The sequence below is a fragment of the Pseudomonas prosekii genome (genome assembly GCF_900105155.1).
In the GTDB taxonomy this organism is placed as follows: domain Bacteria; phylum Pseudomonadota; class Gammaproteobacteria; order Pseudomonadales; family Pseudomonadaceae; genus Aquipseudomonas; species Aquipseudomonas prosekii.
This window is the reverse complement of record NZ_LT629762.1, coordinates 1,398,879-1,415,394: the sequence shown is the minus strand read 5'-3', so window position 1 is coordinate 1,415,394 and position 16,516 is coordinate 1,398,879. Positions and strand designations below refer to the sequence as shown.

The 16,516-nt window shown below is 59.4% G+C and carries 19 protein-coding genes; 16 read left to right on the top strand and 3 right to left on the bottom strand.

From position 1 onward, the window contains the following. The 3 genes from mutS to BLU01_RS06595 form a co-directional block, all read right to left on the bottom strand. Positions 1 to 2,580: a DNA mismatch repair protein MutS gene (gene mutS / locus BLU01_RS06600; RefSeq protein ID WP_092272375.1), complete on the bottom strand. Its 2,580-nt coding sequence runs from the start codon at positions 2,578 to 2,580 to the stop codon at positions 1 to 3. Between the two features lie 196 nt (positions 2,581 to 2,776). Beyond that, positions 2,777 to 2,944, bottom strand: coding sequence for a hypothetical protein (locus BLU01_RS27740; protein WP_167370419.1), 168 nt, complete (start codon positions 2,942 to 2,944; stop codon positions 2,777 to 2,779). After that, positions 2,941 to 3,666, bottom strand: a complete 726-nt coding sequence (locus BLU01_RS06595; protein WP_092281491.1) for a zeta toxin family protein — start codon at positions 3,664 to 3,666, stop codon at positions 2,941 to 2,943. The genes BLU01_RS27740 and BLU01_RS06595 overlap by 4 nt, the downstream gene beginning before the upstream one ends. Before the next feature lie 250 nt (positions 3,667 to 3,916). Between BLU01_RS06595 and BLU01_RS06590 the strand changes: the two genes are divergently transcribed. The 16 genes from BLU01_RS06590 to BLU01_RS06515 all read left to right on the top strand — a co-directional run bounded on the left by BLU01_RS06590 (position 3,917) and on the right by BLU01_RS06515 (position 16,510). Continuing rightward, the gene (locus tag BLU01_RS06590) at positions 3,917 to 4,651 is read left to right on the top strand and encodes a LexA family transcriptional regulator (protein ID WP_092272372.1); all 735 of its coding nucleotides are present in this window, start codon (positions 3,917 to 3,919) and stop codon (positions 4,649 to 4,651) included. Between the two features lie 538 nt (positions 4,652 to 5,189). Continuing rightward, the gene (locus tag BLU01_RS06585) at positions 5,190 to 5,540 is read left to right on the top strand and encodes a phage holin family protein (RefSeq protein WP_092272368.1); all 351 of its coding nucleotides are present in this window, start codon (positions 5,190 to 5,192) and stop codon (positions 5,538 to 5,540) included. Between the two features lie 21 nt (positions 5,541 to 5,561). After that, positions 5,562 to 6,071 carry a hypothetical protein gene (locus tag BLU01_RS06580; RefSeq protein ID WP_092272364.1) on the top strand — a complete coding sequence of 170 codons (510 nt, stop codon included), beginning with the start codon at positions 5,562 to 5,564 and terminating at the stop codon, positions 6,069 to 6,071. Between the two features lie 3 nt (positions 6,072 to 6,074). After that, entirely contained in the window at positions 6,075 to 6,686 is a 612-nt protein-coding gene (locus tag BLU01_RS06575) for a phage baseplate assembly protein V (RefSeq protein WP_092272361.1), read from the top strand. A gap of 12 nt (positions 6,687 to 6,698) precedes the next feature. After that, a complete protein-coding gene (locus BLU01_RS06570) occupies positions 6,699 to 7,031 on the top strand; it encodes a phage baseplate protein (RefSeq protein ID WP_092272358.1) in 333 nt (110 codons plus the stop codon). After that, a complete protein-coding gene (locus BLU01_RS06565) occupies positions 7,028 to 8,023 on the top strand; it encodes a baseplate J/gp47 family protein (RefSeq protein WP_092272355.1) in 996 nt (331 codons plus the stop codon). The genes BLU01_RS06570 and BLU01_RS06565 overlap by 4 nt, the downstream gene beginning before the upstream one ends. After that, entirely contained in the window at positions 8,020 to 8,655 is a 636-nt protein-coding gene (locus tag BLU01_RS06560; RefSeq protein WP_092272352.1) for a phage tail protein I, read from the top strand. Before BLU01_RS06565 ends, BLU01_RS06560 begins: the two co-directional genes overlap by 4 nt. Further along, positions 8,656 to 10,167, top strand: a complete 1,512-nt coding sequence (locus BLU01_RS06555; protein ID WP_092272349.1) for a phage tail protein — start codon at positions 8,656 to 8,658, stop codon at positions 10,165 to 10,167. A gap of 9 nt (positions 10,168 to 10,176) precedes the next feature. After that, positions 10,177 to 10,791, top strand: a complete 615-nt coding sequence (locus tag BLU01_RS06550) for a phage tail assembly chaperone (RefSeq protein WP_231987133.1) — start codon at positions 10,177 to 10,179, stop codon at positions 10,789 to 10,791. Positions 10,792 to 10,888: 97 nt separating this feature from the next. Beyond that, complete coding sequence (locus BLU01_RS06545; RefSeq protein WP_092272346.1) at positions 10,889 to 11,074, top strand: hypothetical protein; 186 nt, start codon at positions 10,889 to 10,891, stop codon at positions 11,072 to 11,074. Positions 11,075 to 11,076: 2 nt separating this feature from the next. Further along, positions 11,077 to 12,243 carry a phage tail sheath protein gene (locus BLU01_RS06540; RefSeq protein WP_092272343.1) on the top strand — a complete coding sequence of 389 codons (1,167 nt, stop codon included), beginning with the start codon at positions 11,077 to 11,079 and terminating at the stop codon, positions 12,241 to 12,243. Then, entirely contained in the window at positions 12,243 to 12,749 is a 507-nt protein-coding gene (locus BLU01_RS06535; RefSeq protein WP_092272340.1) for a phage major tail tube protein, read from the top strand. The genes BLU01_RS06540 and BLU01_RS06535 overlap by 1 nt, the downstream gene beginning before the upstream one ends. A 183-nt stretch (positions 12,750 to 12,932) precedes the next feature. Then, a complete protein-coding gene (locus tag BLU01_RS06530; RefSeq protein ID WP_092272337.1) occupies positions 12,933 to 13,532 on the top strand; it encodes a phage tail assembly protein in 600 nt (199 codons plus the stop codon). 128 nt (positions 13,533 to 13,660) lie between these two features. Next, entirely contained in the window at positions 13,661 to 15,922 is a 2,262-nt protein-coding gene (locus BLU01_RS06525) for a phage tail tape measure protein (protein ID WP_092272334.1), read from the top strand. Beyond that, positions 15,922 to 16,305 carry a phage tail protein gene (locus BLU01_RS06520; protein ID WP_092272331.1) on the top strand — a complete coding sequence of 128 codons (384 nt, stop codon included), beginning with the start codon at positions 15,922 to 15,924 and terminating at the stop codon, positions 16,303 to 16,305. The genes BLU01_RS06525 and BLU01_RS06520 overlap by 1 nt, the downstream gene beginning before the upstream one ends. Continuing rightward, on the top strand, positions 16,298 to 16,510 hold the full coding sequence (locus tag BLU01_RS06515; RefSeq protein WP_092272328.1) for a tail protein X: 213 nt from the start codon (positions 16,298 to 16,300) through the stop codon (positions 16,508 to 16,510). Before BLU01_RS06520 ends, BLU01_RS06515 begins: the two co-directional genes overlap by 8 nt. Positions 16,511 to 16,516: the final 6 nt, after the last annotated feature.

Sequence of the window (16,516 nt, the reverse complement as noted above, 5' to 3'; positions counted from 1 at the left end):
TTAGATCCGTGTCTTTAGTGCATAGAGCATTTCTAACGCACGACGCGGACTCAGATCATCCAGGTCGAGTTTAGCCAGTTCGTCGAGCACCGGATGCGGCAGGCTGGCGAACATGTCGCTCTGCTGCGGCGCGGCCGGTTTGCCCTTGACCGGTTTCGGTACTTCGTGGGGCAGGGCGGTGGCCTCAAGGCGACCCAGATGCTCGCGAGCACGCACGATCACTTCGCTCGGCACGCCGGCCAGTTGCGCGACCGCCAAGCCGTAGCTCTGGCTCGCCGGGCCGGGCAGCACGTGGTGGAGGAAGACGATGCGTTCGTTGTGCTCGGTGGCATTCAGGTGCACGTTGGCCACCAGCGGTTGCGCTTCCGGCAATACGGTCAGTTCAAAGTAGTGCGTGGCGAACAGCGTGTAGGCGCGCAGATAGGCCAAGCGCTCGGCCGCCGCCCACGCCAGCGACAGGCCGTCGAAGGTGCTGGTGCCGCGACCGACTTCGTCCATCAACACCAGGCTGCGCTCGGTGGCGTTGTGCAGGATGTTCGCGGTTTCGCTCATTTCGACCATGAACGTCGAACGCCCGCCGGCCAAGTCATCGCTGGAGCCGATGCGGGTGAAGATCCGGTCCACCAGCGACAGTTCGCAACTGGCCGCCGGGACGAAACTGCCGATGTGCGCCAGCAACACGATCAACGCGGTCTGGCGCATATAAGTGGACTTACCGCCCATGTTCGGGCCGGTGATCACCAGCATGCGCGTGTTGTCGTCGAGGCTCAGGTCGTTGGCCACAAACGGCGTGCTCAGCACTTGCTCGACCACCGGGTGACGACCCTGGCTGATGCGCATGCACGGCTCTTCGACGAAACGCGGGCAGTTCAGATCGAGGTTCAGCGCACGTTCGGCGAGGTTGCTCAGCACGTCCAGTTCGGCGAGTGCAGCGGCGGTGTCTTGCAGCGGCGGCAGTTGCGCGATCAGGCTTTCGAGCAGCGCTTCATAGAGCATCTTCTCGCGCGCCAGGGCACGGCTCTTGGCCGACAGCGCCTTGTCTTCGAACGCTTTGAGTTCCGGCGTAATGAAGCGCTCGGCACCTTTAAGCGTCTGGCGCCGGATGTAGTCTGCAGGCGCCGACTCGGCTTGCTTGCTCGGCAACTCGATGAAATAGCCATGAATGCGGTTGTAGCCGACTTTCAGGTGCGAAAGGCCGGTGCGGGCCTTTTCGCGCGCTTCGAGATCAATAAGGAACTGCCCGGCGTTTTCGCTGAGCGATTGCAGGTCGTCGAGTTCGGCGTCGTAACCGGTTTTCAACACGCCGCCGTCACGGATGACCGCTGGCGGGTTGTCGATAATGGCTTTTTCCAGCAGCGCCGCCAGTTCCGGGTAGGTGCTGGTGGTCGCGGCCAATTGAATGATGTGCGGGGCTTCGAGCTCGCGCATCGCCACTTGCAACTCGGGCAGCGCGCCGAGGGCATCACGCAGGCGAGCGAGGTCGCGAGGGCGGGCGTTACGCAGACCAATCCGCGCCAGAATTCGCTCGATGTCGCCGATTTCCTTGAGCTGCGGTTGCAGCTTTTCGAAACGGTAGCTGTCGAGCAGATTGGTGATCGAGGTCTGACGCGCGAGCAATACAGTCAAGTCGCGCAGTGGACGGTTGAGCCAGCGGGTCAGCAAGCGGCTGCCCATGGCGGTCTGGCAGCGATCGACCACCGATTGCAGGGTATTGTCGCGCCCGCCCGCCAGATTGGTGTCGAGCTCGAGGTTGCGACGGCTCGCGCCATCGAGCACCACGGTGTCGTCCAGGCGCTCATGACGCAAACTGCGCAAGTGCGGCAGGGCGGTGCGCTGGGTTTCCTTGGCGTAGCTGAGCAGGCAACCGGCGGCGCCGATCGCCAGCGTCAGGTTTTCGCACCCGAAGCCTTTAAGGTCTTGCGTGGAAAACTGCTGGCAGAGACTTTTCAACGCCGAGTCGCGTTCGAAATCCCACGGCGCACGGCGACGAACCCCACGACGTTTCTCCGCCGGCAGGTCCTTCGGCCAGTCATCCGGGATCATCAGTTCCACCGGATTGACCCGCTCCAGTTCCGCCAGCAGATTTTCCCAACCCTTGATTTCCAACACGGTGAAGTTGCCGCTGGTGATGTCGAGCACTGCCAGACCGAACAGACGCTCATCGCCCAGCACCGCAGCGATCAGGTTGTCGCGACGCTCATCGAGCAACGCTTCATCACTGACTGTGCCCGGCGTAATAATCCGCACCACCTGACGATCAACCGGGCCTTTGCTGGTCGCCGGATCGCCGACCTGCTCACAGATCACCACCGACTCGCCAAGCTTCACCAGCTTCGCCAGATAACCCTCGGCGGCGTGGTAAGGAATCCCACACATCGGAATCGCCTGCCCCGCCGATTGCCCCCGGGCCGTCAGGGTAATGTCCAGCAACTTGGCGGCCTTCTTCGCGTCTTCATAGAAGATCTCGTAGAAGTCGCCCATGCGGTAGAACATCAACTGGTCGGGGTGCTGATTCTTCAGACGCCAGTATTGCTGCATCATCGGCGTGTGGGAGGACAGATCGGAGAGTGCTTTATTCATCGGAAATCAGGAAAACTCGTTGAAAGATGTAGGGCAAAGGAGGGGCATCGGCCCGGCTTTTCCGCGATGGGCGCAAGGTTAACATGGGTGGTCTGTGGGGCGCAGGCATCTGAGCCCGATGGCGCCTCGGACCATTACCGTGGAACAAAAAAAGCCCGGCATTTGGCCGGGCTTCTCGATGATCTGCGAAGTGCTGTCAGCCTTGTTTGGTCTCGACTTGCATCATCACAAGATTCTGCTGTTTGGTCGCCTCGATCAAAACCTCACTGTAAACGCGTTTTTTTTGCTCCGATTTAGCGTTACGGATAAAGTCGGCAAAAAGGCTTTTGGCACCCTTGTTACTGCCTGGCTTGATCGAAATCATGATTTCGCTCCTGATGATAATTCGAGCGTGGCCTCAAGATCGGCCCGCGTATGGCGCTCAGGTATATGGTAGTCAATCTTATCGACGCCGGCTTTGTAAAGACGTCCTGAGTTATCGATATGTTTGAGCAGCAAATCCACATGTATATCGCTGCCGTACTCTAGCTTAAGTGCGTTTACAACGTCACGCGCTGCGAAATACTGATCGATGAAATGCGCCTTGCGAATTCTTCTGCCCTCCGCTTCCTCTCGGGCTTTGACAAAGCCCCAGGCAAGTTGTGGATTTTGATAGACGTACAGGATTTGTACAAACCGTCCCTTTTTCAAGGATCTCTCGACATTTTTTCTGGCGACATCAATGTTTGAAAACGTGCCGTCGAGTAGAAAAGATTGTCTCTGGTCGAGAGCGAAGTCGAGTATTTTTTCGACGAGGATCGAAACGCCGCCCTGAAAAAGCCAAGAGTTAGCACCGGTGTATTCCGAAAACTCGTTCCGAAGCTCGTCCGGATCAATCCTCAAGATTTTCGTATCGGCGAAAAGATTCAAAAGGGCGATTGATGCTTCAGTTTTACCAGCCCCAGGGGAGCCCGCCATGAACACCGACACCGGTGCTTCTTCCGGGGGATAAATTGCTTGGTTCGTCCGACGCGTTCCGATTGCCTTCTTGTTTGCACGAGCGAAGCTCACCGCTTGGGCAGATACCTTTATCTCTCCAGGCGTCATTTGATGCCTTGCGGGTATCGTCTCATTCACCACGAGCAAACTCCTTTTTGTTAGTCGTAATCTTCGGAGCTGCGAAGCTTAGCCCGGTCAGTCAAGGTTGAAGCGGTAGTAAATGAAAACAAGAATTGTGTGCCTACTTTGCAGGGCAGGGTCAGCAAAGCACTCACAGAAGCTGGCGGCAGACCTCTTTTTTCAGGTTTATGCATATCTGCATTTGTTTTCCTGAAAAACATCAAGCATTATTCGCGTTATGCAAAAACGCAACGTTTCCTCAGTCTTAAGAGCATTGCTCGATCAGCACGGGATCTCCCCCACGGAGCTTCACCGTCGCACGGGTGTGCCGCAATCCACGCTTTCGCGGATTCTCAGCGGGAAGATTGTCGATCCTTCGGATAAACACATTTCGAAGATCGCCGAATACTTCGCCGTGAGCACCGACCAGTTGCGCGGGCGCATGGACCTTGCGCCCGCCGCTGGCGGTGGCCGCGATCATCTACATTCCGAACTCAAGGACATAAGTTTGTGGGACGACGACACCCCAGTTGATGACGACGAGGTGTCCGTGCCCTTTCTTCGCGAGGTTGAATTGGCGGCAGGATCAGGAAGATTCGTCATCGAAGAGAGCGAGCGCTCAAGCTTGCGCTTCGGCAAACGCAGCCTGCGGCACAACGGGGTGCAGTTCGATCAAGCCAAATGCGTGACGGTACGCGGCAACAGCATGTTGCCGGTGCTGCGCGATGGCGCGACCGTCGGGGTCAACGCCGGCAAGTGCGGGATCGGCGACATCGTCGACGGTGACCTCTATGCGATCAACCATAACGGCCAGTTGCGGGTGAAACAGCTTTACCGCTTGCCGACCGGTATTCGCCTGCGCAGCTTCAATCGTGACGAACACCCGGACGAGGACTACACCTTCCAGGAAATCCAGGAAGAGCAAATCGTCATCCTCGGTCACGTCTTCTGGTGGGGCATGTACGCCCGCTAACGTCACCGCCCGCCGATAAAACCCGCTGCCCGGCGGGTTTTTTTTCGTCTGCAGAAAACTGCCAACACCCGCATTCGCGGGGCTTCCATGCGTTTGCGCATCCATCATGCATAAATAAATGCATTTACGCATTGACTGTATATGCATCCATGCATATTCTTTGTCTCAAGCGGCTCAACAAAGCAGCTCGAAACCAGGATCTTTAGTTCCACGACAAAGGCAGCGATGAACCGGCCTCAACGGTTCAGAGGGTTGGCAACTGACCCGGGTGTGCAGCGTAAAGCACCAAAAGCAGTTATCCGGCGGGCAGGGACCGCGGTCGGAAAAACAATTTGAATCGATCCGTACCGCGCCAGTAGCGCCGAACGATCAGCGAAGGACCGCATTACTGAAAAGCCCGGCGCGCTGCCGGGCTTTTTGGAATGCCTACCTGATGTCAGGCACGTCGAGAGACAAGGTTTGAAACACCTATCCATTCCTCTACCCACACACAAAGACAACCAACTCATCCTTCATCAATTACACCAGGAGGTGTGACATGACAAACGAGCAACAAGCGTTGCTGGACATGCCGATCTGGCTTGTCATCGTCCTCGCCCTGGTGGGCGGGGTGTCTGGCGAAATGTGGCGCGCCGACAAGGAGGGCGCCCGAGGCTGGGCGCTGATCCGGCGCCTGGCATTGCGCTCCGGGGCCTGCGTGATCTGCGGGGTCTCGGCAATCATGTTGCTGTACGCCGCCGGGGTGTCGATCTGGGCGGCTTGCGCATTCGGTTGCCTGACGGCGATGGCCGGGGCGGACGTGGCCATCGGGCTTTACGAGCGTTGGGCGGCGAAGCGCATTGGTGTCTGCGATGTGCCGCCGCGTGATTCTCGTTCTGATCAGCCATAAGCCGCAGCCCTGGAGGCATCAATGACCGTCGTACTGGAAAAACCTTCGCAGCTTGTTGCGGCCATCGCCGAAACGCTGCGGATTGCCTTTCCCGGCCTGAAGACCGGGCTTCACCAAGACTTTGCCAGCGACGACGAATCCGCCTGGATTTTGATCGCGATTGACCACGACGAACCCGGCGACCGCGCCAATAACGGACGTATTGCACATGCCCTGACGGTGTCGCTGCAAATCGTCCTGCCGACCGCGCAACCGGGTTGGGATCTGGCCTGCGAGTTGAAACACCTGATCACCGATAACTGCTGGAAGCTCCCCGGTGATCAATGCGACGTGCCGCTGAATATCGATGGCCTGCCATCAGTGTTCCTCAGCGCGACACGGCAATACCACGCCTGGACGGTTTCTTTCACCCAGACGCTGTACCTCGGCCCGCTGTTGCTCGACGACCCGATCGGCGTGGCGAAATTTGCCCGCACCTGGGAAGTGTCGGACATCGACGACCCGGCTCAATACACCGCACTGGAGGACTAGCGCATGTTGGAAGCGCTGCTAACGATGCAACTGGGGCCGATCATCGAACGATTGGCGCAAATCGACACCGAGCTCGATGACCTGTACCGGCGCGCCGACAGTTTTTGTCGGATTGGCGTATGTCAGCAGGTCGATCCGGCGAGCAATACCTGCCGCGTCAGCCACGGTGATTTGCTGACACCGGCGATTCGCTTTTTCAACCCGAGTGCCGGCGCCCAGAGCGAATCGCGGATTCCCTCTGTCGGCGAGCAATGCCTGCTGCTCAACCATGGCGGGGGCGAGGGCGGCGGCCAGTCCGTTGCGCTGTTCGGGCTTAACGGTGACCAGTATCCGCCGGCCTCGACGCAGGCTTCGTTGACGCGTCGCCTCTATCAGGACGGCAGCGAAAATGGTTACGACCACGCCGCTCATGTCTTCCACTGGAAAAACGGCCCGGCCGCGTTTACCGGCTCTCGCGAGTCTCTGGAACTGAACATCGGCGCGGCCCGACTGGCGATGACGCCGCAGGCAATTACCTTGCAGCTCGGCGCGGTCGGCCTGCTGATCGACGCCGGCGGCGTGCACCTGAGCGGCCCATTGGTGGATCACCAGGGCCGCGTCATCAGTACCGCATAAAGAGTCTTCCCCATGATCGGAATCGATAGAAACACCGGCGCCAGCGTCGACGATTGGCCGCAGTTTGTGCAGCGCGCCACTCGGGCGTTGACCACGCCTCTGGGCACTCGTCAAAAACGCCCTTTGTATGGCAGCACTCTCCCCGAACTACTCGGGCAAAACCTTGGCGACGATGTGCTGATCCTCGCCCAGAGCCACGCTGCGCAAGCCTTTTACAACGCGCAAAACGGCATCGGTGATTTCGAGCCGCAAGTCATCGTCGCCAGTCGGCAGGGGGCGGGATTGCTGCTGCGCTTCGCCGGCACCTGGAAAAACCGTCAACAGACCTTCGAGGTGGTGACATGAGTATGTTGATCCCCGGCCAAAACCAATTGGCCGAGCCGGCCATCGTCACGGTCGAGGTCTTTGAAGACTTGCTCGCCGAGTTCAAGACCTTTGTCGTGGAATACGTCGGCGCCCGTTCGCCCGAGAGTGCGGCAAAACTGCTGGTCAGCCTCGACAACGAAAGCGAATTGCTGACCCTGGCGCTCGAAGCCTTTTGCGTGCGTTTGCAAATCCACGAACGTAAATACAACGCCCGGATCAAGCAGATGCTGGCGTGGTGGGCCACTGGCAGCAACCTTGATGCACGCCTCGCGGACATGGGCCTTGAGCGTCAATTGCTGGACCCCGGCGACCCGGCGGCATTCCCGCCCGTGCCGCCGGTTTACGAAAGCGACGATGACGCCCGGTTGCGTTATTACCTGGCGCCGCATGCACCGGCGGCGGGGTCGCGGATGCAGTATCGGCGGGAAGTTTTCACCCTCGGCGAACGGCCCGCAGTGAAGGTCGACAGCGCCTTTGCCGGGGTGCTGACCGTCACTTACACCTTCAGCCCGGACGGCTTCGCCGCACAGGTCAAGGATGGCAACGGCCGTCGCACTGCGCCTGGCGAAGTGCGGGTCACGGTGCTTGCCCGAGAGGGCGATGGCACGCCGTCCGCTGAACTGTTGCAAGGCGTGCGCCAGCACTTTGCCCGGCCCGACGTGCGCCCGGAAACGGACCTCGTCACTGTGCAAGGCGCGCAAATCAAAAACTACAAAATCCGCGTCGTCGCGAAGATCAACGCCGGCCCGGATTCCGGATTGACCAAAGTCGCCGCGCAGCAGCAGTTGCAAGCCTATGCCGATGCGTGTCATCGCCTCGAAGGACGCGTCGACCCGAGCTGGATCGACTACACGCTGCACAGCGCCGGCGCGGTTCAATTGCAAATCCTTGAACCGCTGGCGCCGATTGTCACAAGCGCATTCCAGGCCCCGTATTGCACGGGCGTCGAGGTTGAGGTGGACACGCTATGAGTGATCACCGACCGCGCCCGAGCCTGCTGCCGGCCAACAGTTCAGCGCTGGAAAGGGCACTGGATATTGGTTTCGGCAGATTGCTGGAGCGCATTCAACCGCCGTTTCCGCAGTTGATGAATCCGGCTGAGACACCAATGGCATTCTTGCCATACCTCGGCGCGGATCGCGGGGTCAGCGAGTGGAGTTCCGAAGCGCCTGAAGCTGAGAAGCGCTTGACGGTCGAACTCGCTTGGCCCACCGCACGGCAGGCCGGTACTCGAAAGGCGCTGGAAAACGCCGCCAAAGGTTTGCGGCTCCAACCCGATGTGCGGGCCTGGTACGAGCAAACGCCTCCGGGCGCGCCTTACAGCTTTTCCGTCAGGGCTTTTACCGAACAGCCTTACAGCGAAGAAATCGATGCGCGCCTTGATCGACGCCTGGCGGACGCCAAAGGTGAGCGCGACACCTTAAAGGTCTCCGTCGGCCTGAGTGCCTTCGGCAATCACGTCATCGGCGCCGCCACCCTATGCGGCGAACTGACCACGGTTTATCCGATTTTCATCGAAGGGCTCGAAGCCTCGGGTCAGGCCTTCATGGCCGCCGGGCTCTACACCGTCGAAACCTCCACTATTTATCCTCAGGGGTCCTAAATGGCCGACTACTACACCCTGCTTACCAACGCGGGGATCGCCTACGAAACTGCCTGCAAAGCGGCGGGCCTGCCGATCAAGTTGTCCCAGATTTCCGTCGGTGACGGCGGCGGTGCGGTTTACAACCCGGCCGCCACCGACACCGCACTCAAGCGCGAAGTCTGGCGCGGGCCGCTCAATGCACTGTTCCAGGATGAGAAAAACCCGAGCTGGCTGCTCGCTGAAGTGACCATCCCACCGGACGTGGGCGGCTGGTATGTGCGCGAGGCCGGGATCTGGACCGATACCGGGGTTTTGTACGCCATCGTCAAATACCCGGAGTCGTTCAAACCGGTTCTGGCCACGTCGGGGTCGGGGAAAGAGTTCTACATTCGCTCGATTTTCGAAACCAGTAATGCGTCCTTGGTGACGTTGCTGATTGACGACACCGTGGTGAAAGCGACACGTGCGTGGGTTACTTCCTATGTCGCTGACGAACTCGCCAAGCTCGACAGCAAGCAATCGGTACGCGTCGCGACTACCGCTAACATCACGTTGGCCGGACCTCAAACAATTGATGGCATTGCAGTTGTTGCGGGTGATCGGGTTCTGGTTAAAAACCAGACGGCCGCGAAAGATAACGGCATCTATGTTGCCGCAGTCGCGGCCTGGGTGCGGGCGAAAGACGCGGATGTCAGTGCAGACGTGACGTCGGGTCTGATCGTCTCCGTGGAGCAGGGGGCAACGCTGGCCGATACCCGCTGGCAGTTGATCACTGATGGAGCAATTGTCCTGGGCACCACGGCGTTGACGTTCCAGAACGTGACGCAAGGCTTTGCGCCGCTCAATGCGCCTGCATTGGTCAGCCCTACGGCGAATACGCCTCCGCTGTTTGATGATTCGAAAGCGCTTGCCACGACGTCGTTCGTTCAGCGAGCGTTGGGTAACGCGTCTGGGGTTAAGCCTCTAGACGTCGCTACTACCCTGCTACCAGCAGATAGCGGTAAAGAGATTGCATTGTTTGGTTCTTCAACCTTCAGCGTAACTTTGCCACTCGCCAGCGGGTTGATTCCGGGGTGGAGAATTACGGTTTCGTCGGTAAACACGGGGGTGATTACTTTCATCGCCCAGGGTGGAAGCCCTATGTCTATGGGCAGCACCGACACCCCCAGCCTGCCAGTGAAAGCGGGAGACACCGCAGAGATTCTTTGGAACGGTTTGTCCTGGCGCATAGCGGGAGGCTCCCAACTCAAGTACTCGCCAGCGTTTGCAAGTTCAATGCTTCCAAATGGCAGCCAGAAGTTACCGAGTGGCCTGATTATGCAGTGGGGTTATCAGAACCTTCCCGCTAGTGCCACCACGACCTACTCGTATCCTATTGCCTTTACGAATGGATGCTTAAGCATCGTTGCGACTTTTGGAACCCCGGCGCAGGGCACGGTCAACGCCGATATGGTCAGCGCTAGCCAATACAAACTTCAAAACCTGTATGCAGGTCAGCAAATTGCGCGATGGATTGCCATCGGCTACTAAGGAGATCCTATGTTCTATTCTGCGCAAACAGGCGGTTTTTACAGCGCCGAGATTCATGGTGCTCGCCTGACTATGACTCAGGACCCTGCTTGGATCAGGCCAAAGATCAATATCGTCCTACTGCCGGGGGAGTCGGTGCAGGTTGGCGATGAGTTGATGAGGAACGAGGGTGAAGAGCCGACAACGATACGGAATGTACTCGATATGAGTGCTGTTCCCGACATGCTTGAAGTCGTCAGCCAGAACTGTTTGATTCCCGAAGATGCGGTAGAAATAACGGACGAGTGCCGCCACGAAATGTTGCGAGGGCAATCTCTTGGCAAAATGATTGCTCCTGATGATCGTGGTTATCCGATACTTATCGATCGACCACTACCTTCCCTGCAGGAGGCCGCGTTAGCAGAGCGGACATGGCGTGATGCCCGGCTTACAGCGACCGATGGCGTGATAACACGCCACCGTGATGAGTTAGAGGAGGGAGTTACGACTAGCTTAACTGCCGAGCAATACGCCGAGCTGCAAGTCTACCGGCGCAAGCTGCGCGACTGGCCGCAAGGCGCGGAGTTTCCTCTGGAGGATCACCGCCCCGTTGCACCCACCTGGCTGTCCGGCCAGCTCCAATAAGCGCCCCCACCGTCGGGGCGTTTTCTTATCCGCTACATCCCAACACCACCCGAAAGCCCCAATCGAATGGGGCTTTTTCGTTTCTGGAGAAACCAAAATGGCAGAACGCCAAACTTACACCGTCCTCGTCCCATTCCCCGTTGGGCGTGGTCATTGGTCGACCGCTGGCGAGGACCTCGACTTGCTCGACGTCGAAGCCAACGCACTGCTGAGTGCCGGTCGCCTTGAGCTGAAAACTCCTACCACCCAGGCCGATAAGGCCGCTGCCAAGAAGGCTGAATAACCATGGCTGAGGTTTTGAACTTCGAGCACAACGGCATTACCGTCAATGCCACTGAATCGCCCGAGGCCATGGGTGGCCTGGGCGACAACGTTATCGGTCTGGTCGGCACTGCGCCCAACGCCGATCCGCTGATCCCGCGCAATTCGCCGTTTCGCATCAACAGCTTCACCACCCAAGGGCTGCTCGATCCGACGGGCGCCGAGTCGGGCACGCTGTTTCACGCGGTGTACCAGATTCTCAAAGTGGTGAAAGTGCCGGTCTATGTGGTCATCGTCGAAGCGGGCGGCGCCGCGGCGGACACCGTCAACAACGTGATCGGCGGTGTCGAGCCGGTGACCGGACGCAAACTCGGCTTGGCTGCGTTGGGCGGTGTGCCGGAAGACCTGACCATCATCGGTGCGCCAGGCTTCACCGGGACCAAAGCAGTGGCCAGCGAATTCGCTTCGTTCGGCAAGCGCATCAAGGCCCGTGTAGTGCTCGACGGCAAGGATGCCGCGGTCGCTGATCAAGTGACTTACAGCCAGGAACTGGGCGGTGCGGACCTCGGTTTCGACCGTTGCCTGCTGGTGCACAACATGCCGGCGGTGTACTCCAAGGTCGCGAAGAAAAACGTGTTCCTCGCGCCATCGAGCCTGGCCATCGCCGCGCTGGCGAAGGTCAAGCAATGGGAAAGTCCGGGCAGCCAGGTGACCTACGCCGAGGACGTTTCGCGGGTTGTCGAATACAACATTCTCGACACCTCCACCGAGGGCGATCTGCTTAACCGCTACGGCATCAGCTATTACGCCCGGACCATCCTCGGCGGCTTCTCGCTGCTGGGTAACCGTTCGATCACCGGCAAGTTCATCAGCTACGTCGGCCTCGAAGATGCGATCAGCCGCAAATTGGTCAAGGCCGGACAGAAAGCCATGGCCAAAAACCTGACCAAATCCTTCATGGATCAAGAGGTCAAGCGCATCAACGACTGGCTGCAAACCCTGGTCGCCGACGAAACCATTCCCGGCGGCAGCGTGTACCTGCACCCGGAATTGAACAGCGTCGAGAAGTACAAGAACGGCACCTGGTTCATCGTCATCGACTACGGTCGCTTCGCGCCGAACGAACACATGGTTTATCAACTCAACGCCCGCGATGAAATCATCGAGCAGTTCCTGGAGGATGTTCTCTAATGTTTACCAACCGTGTAAGACAGGCCATTGCGGCCACCCTGCAGGGCCTGCCGTTGTCGGCGACCGTGGACGATTTCACCCCGCCGAAGATTGAATTCGACGTGGAGGACATGCGCGGCGGGCGCTTTATCGTCGAGCAAATGGTCAAGGGCGCCAAGCCGCTCGCCTGCACGCTGACCCTGCAGGGCATGGGCCCGGAAGTGATGCTGGCGATGGGCGTGAACATGGGTGATGACATTCTGTTGAGCGTGCGTGAAGCCGGTCAGGATCAGGATGGCAACACGTGGTTCACCTACCACACGGTCGGCGGCAAGCTGAAAATTCTGACCGAGACCAAGATGAAGATGGGCGACAAACCCACCACTGCGCTGGAACTCACTTGCCGCACGTACAACCGTATTGAAAACGGTATCCCTGTAGTCGACATCGACGTGCGTACCCAGAAGTTCATGCTCAACGGCGTCGACATCCTCGGCGACGCCCGCCGCGCGGTGTTGATTACCTGATCCGCGCCACCGCCGCCGGTTAAACGCAAAACCTATGGGAGCGAGCCTGCTCGCGGTAGCGCCGTGCCCGACACATTGCTGCCGGATGAGGCCAAGCCTTCGCGAACACGCTCGCTCCCGCGATGCACTTTGATTGAGCGGTATGGCGCGATACCTCCCCACGATCCACCAAGGAATCCCTTCATGTCCTGGATACCTCCTACGCATGTGCTGCTGTCGCCGATTACCGCTGACGACGAATCGCAGATCACCCAGATCAAACTCAAACCGCTGTTTTACGCCGCGCAAAAAGACGCTTTGGCCCGCGCCGGTGACGATGAGGACGATCAGTTTTTCGAACTGGCGAAATTGGCCAGCGGTTTGTCGGTCAAGGAGCTCGATCAGCTCAAACGCCCTGACTACGTGAGCATCGCCCAGTACGTGCACGAAATGTCGACGCGTCCGGCCTCGCATTTCCTGCAGCAGGCCAACGCCGCCGAGGAAAAATCTGACCTCGCGCAATCGCCTGATCCCGATCAAGTGCAATTGCTGCAACCACTCAATGCGGGCGGCCGCAGCATGACCACGCTGAGCCTGGAAATGCCGGTGCTGCGCGCGACCAAAGCGATGAAAAAACTCAAGACCGCCAAGGAACGCGCCGAATTCATTACCGCGCATTGCACCGGCCTGATGCTGCCCGATCTGGACCTGTTGACCGTGCCTGACTGGACCCAGTTGCAGGTGCGCATAGACGATTTTTTAAACAAACCGGCGGCCTTCTTTCAGAGCGCGACATCGAAGTAATCCTCGATGTGGTGCCGCTCATTTACCCGGTAAGTGAAGCGCAGATTCTGGAGTGGGACGCTGGCAAGGCATTGCGCCGCTACGACATCGCGGTCACTCGCCTTGGCCTCAAACAGGAGTAGAGCGAGATGGCGGAAGATACTTATTCGCTCAAGTTCAGCGCAGTCGATCAAGACGCCTGGGCGTTGAATGGCGCTGGCAAACACGCCGATCTGGCGCCGCCCGATACCTCGAGCACGGTTGCCCCGGATGCGCAGCAGGGGTTCGCCGGGCTGAGTCTGGCGCTGGCCGGGGCGAGTCAGGAAATCAACGCGCTGACCAAAGAGCAGGGACAGTTGCGCGCGGTGCTGGAATCCCTCAATACCACGCTCACCTCGCAACGTTCGTTGTTGCAAGGGATGAACGACAAGTCTGGGCCTATGGTCGGTTCGAGCGCTGGCGCTGACCTGAGCAGCAAAAGCGCGGGCAGTGACAATCAACCTTATGCGCCGTTGCGGCCCGCGATCAATCTCGACGCGGCGATGGCCGATCTGGCGTTGGTGATCAAGTTCGAAGGTGATCAGCGCCGGGAACTGGCGATCACCAACGAGAAAATGGCCAGTGAGCGATTGGTCGCCCCGAGCAAAGCGAGCGCGGTGGATCTGACCAATGTCGAGATCGCGGCGGCCAAGGCTGGTGTGGGTAACGACCAGCGCGACGCCCGCGGAAATGTCGATACGCTGAAGCGACAGGACAAAATTGTCGAGTTCACCCGCGACGCGGCGATTACTGCGTCGGCTTTCAAGCTGAATGTGCAGGACGCCTCTGAGCTGTTGATCGGCTGGCGCACCTCGATGAATCTGGATCGTCCGCAAACGCAAGACCTTGCCGACGCGACGAGTGTGCTCGGCAGAAACATGAGCGCATCGGAGGCCGATATCGGCTCGATCCTCAGTCATTACGGAGCGGCTGCAACCAATGCCGGCATGGCGCCCGAACAGGCTGCGGCGCTCTCGGCGGCGTTGCTCAATGCTGGGGTCAAAACGACTGATGCGGGGGTCGCCTTCGAAAAAATCACCACGACCTTGGCGTCGGGTGAGGCGAAGACCCCAGGCCAGCAAGCGGCGTGGACGCAACTGGGGCTTGATCCAGGATTGCTTGCCAGCGGCATGCAAGAACGTGCGCCGCAGACCATCGTTTCCGTGCTCCAAGCATTGAAGGCACAACCCGCCGCCGAACGCTCCGGGCTCGCCACGCAGTTGTTCTCTGTCGACAAGCCGATTGTGCAATTGCTGCAGAACGTCAGCGAAGTCGAGCGCGCCTTCAAGCTGGTCGCCAAGAAGGAAACTTACGCGACCTCTGAAGGCGTCGACAAGAGCGCGGTGCAACAAGCGGCGCAGATCCGGGCCGAGAGTTCGCAAGCGCACTGGGACGGTTTCAACGCGCAATTGGAACGACTGAAAATCTCGGTCGGCGACAGCGTATTGCCGCTGTTCAATGGCCTGCTGCTGCCAATCGGCGCGGCCACCAATAGCCTGAGTAGTTTCGCCGAGATGTTTCCGGTGGTGACTGGGGCACTGGTCGTGGGCGCCGCAAGTTTCAAGACCGCGAAAATGCTCGACACAGTCAAAGGCTGGTTGGGCGCCGACGACGGTTCTGGCAAGGCTGGAGGCAACAAACCACCCGGCCTCGGCAGCAGGCTGATGACCCGCGCTGCCTCGATGAGCAGTCTCGTTACTGAAAAAATCAGCAGCGTGTACAACTCGAGCGTTTCCCGAGCGACGGCAACCGCCGAGCAATTCAAATCCGTGGTCAGCAGCCGTTACGCGGGCATGACGTCCAGTGCCGGTCGAAGCTTGATCGGTCAATCGAGCCGCATCGGTCGCGTCGCGGGTCCGCTGGCAACGCCGCTGATGCTGGTGGATTCGGGTATCGACGTGGCCAAGGGCGTCCGCAACAAGGACGCCAGTCTGGTCGGCGCGGGCGTCGGTTCGGCGGTCGGTGGGCTCGCAGGTTTCTACGCCGGAGCCGCTTCCGGCGCCGCGATTGGCACGTTCATTTTCCCCGGCGCGATGACCGCCGTCGGCGGTTTGGTCGGTGGGGTGCTGGGCGGGATCGGCGGCAGCGCTGGCGGCAGGCAGGTTGGTTCGTGGCTGGGCGACAAACTCGTCAGCCCGGTCAATCGCCTGGCACCTCCCGAGCAGATGAGCAAGAACCTCGCCGGCGCGCAGGCGAATAACCGCAACATCACCTTTGCCCCCGTGATCAACATCAGCGGCCAGGACCCGACGCAGGCGCGGCAGATTGCCAAACTTGTGCAGCAGACGCTCCACGCGCAATTCATGCCGCTGATGCTGGGCAATCCACTCGCCGCGCGGCGCGACGCGGCGCTCACCGATGGAGGTGTTTGATGCGACAACAAATGGCCTTGGGCAGCTTCATTTTCGGTCTGTCCAGAGACTTCGCCTACAGCGGCCTGGTTCGCTCGTCGAGTGGCGGTTGGGTTGACCTGAAGATTCTCACCAGCAAACCGAAATCCAGCCAGACCGGACAAGCTCTGGAAACGCTGAGCATTTCCGGCAAATCGATGTACGCGGTGGCCATGCAGCGCCTCGACGAGTTGCGTGCGTTGCAGGCGTTGCGCGTGCCGCTGCCATTGGTCGACGGCATCGGCCGCAACTGGGGACTGTGGCGCATTGACAGTGTGTCTGAGACTCAGTCCGACATCATCGATGACGGCACTGCGATGCTGAATAGCTGGACCATTCAATTGTCGGAGTTCGTCAATGCGTAGGGTCAGAAGTATCGCCGGCGATTCAGTCAATCTGTTGCTCTACCGCGAGCTCGGCCGCAGCGATGATGCGATCGAAGAAGCGCTGTGGCGCTTGAATCCGAGCCTCGCCGAACACGGCCCGGTGCTGCCGGCCGGAGTGTCGGTGGTGTTGCCCGAAGTGTTGCCGCAGCTATTGGCCGCAGCGCCCGTTTCGGCGTGGGATTAAGGAGGT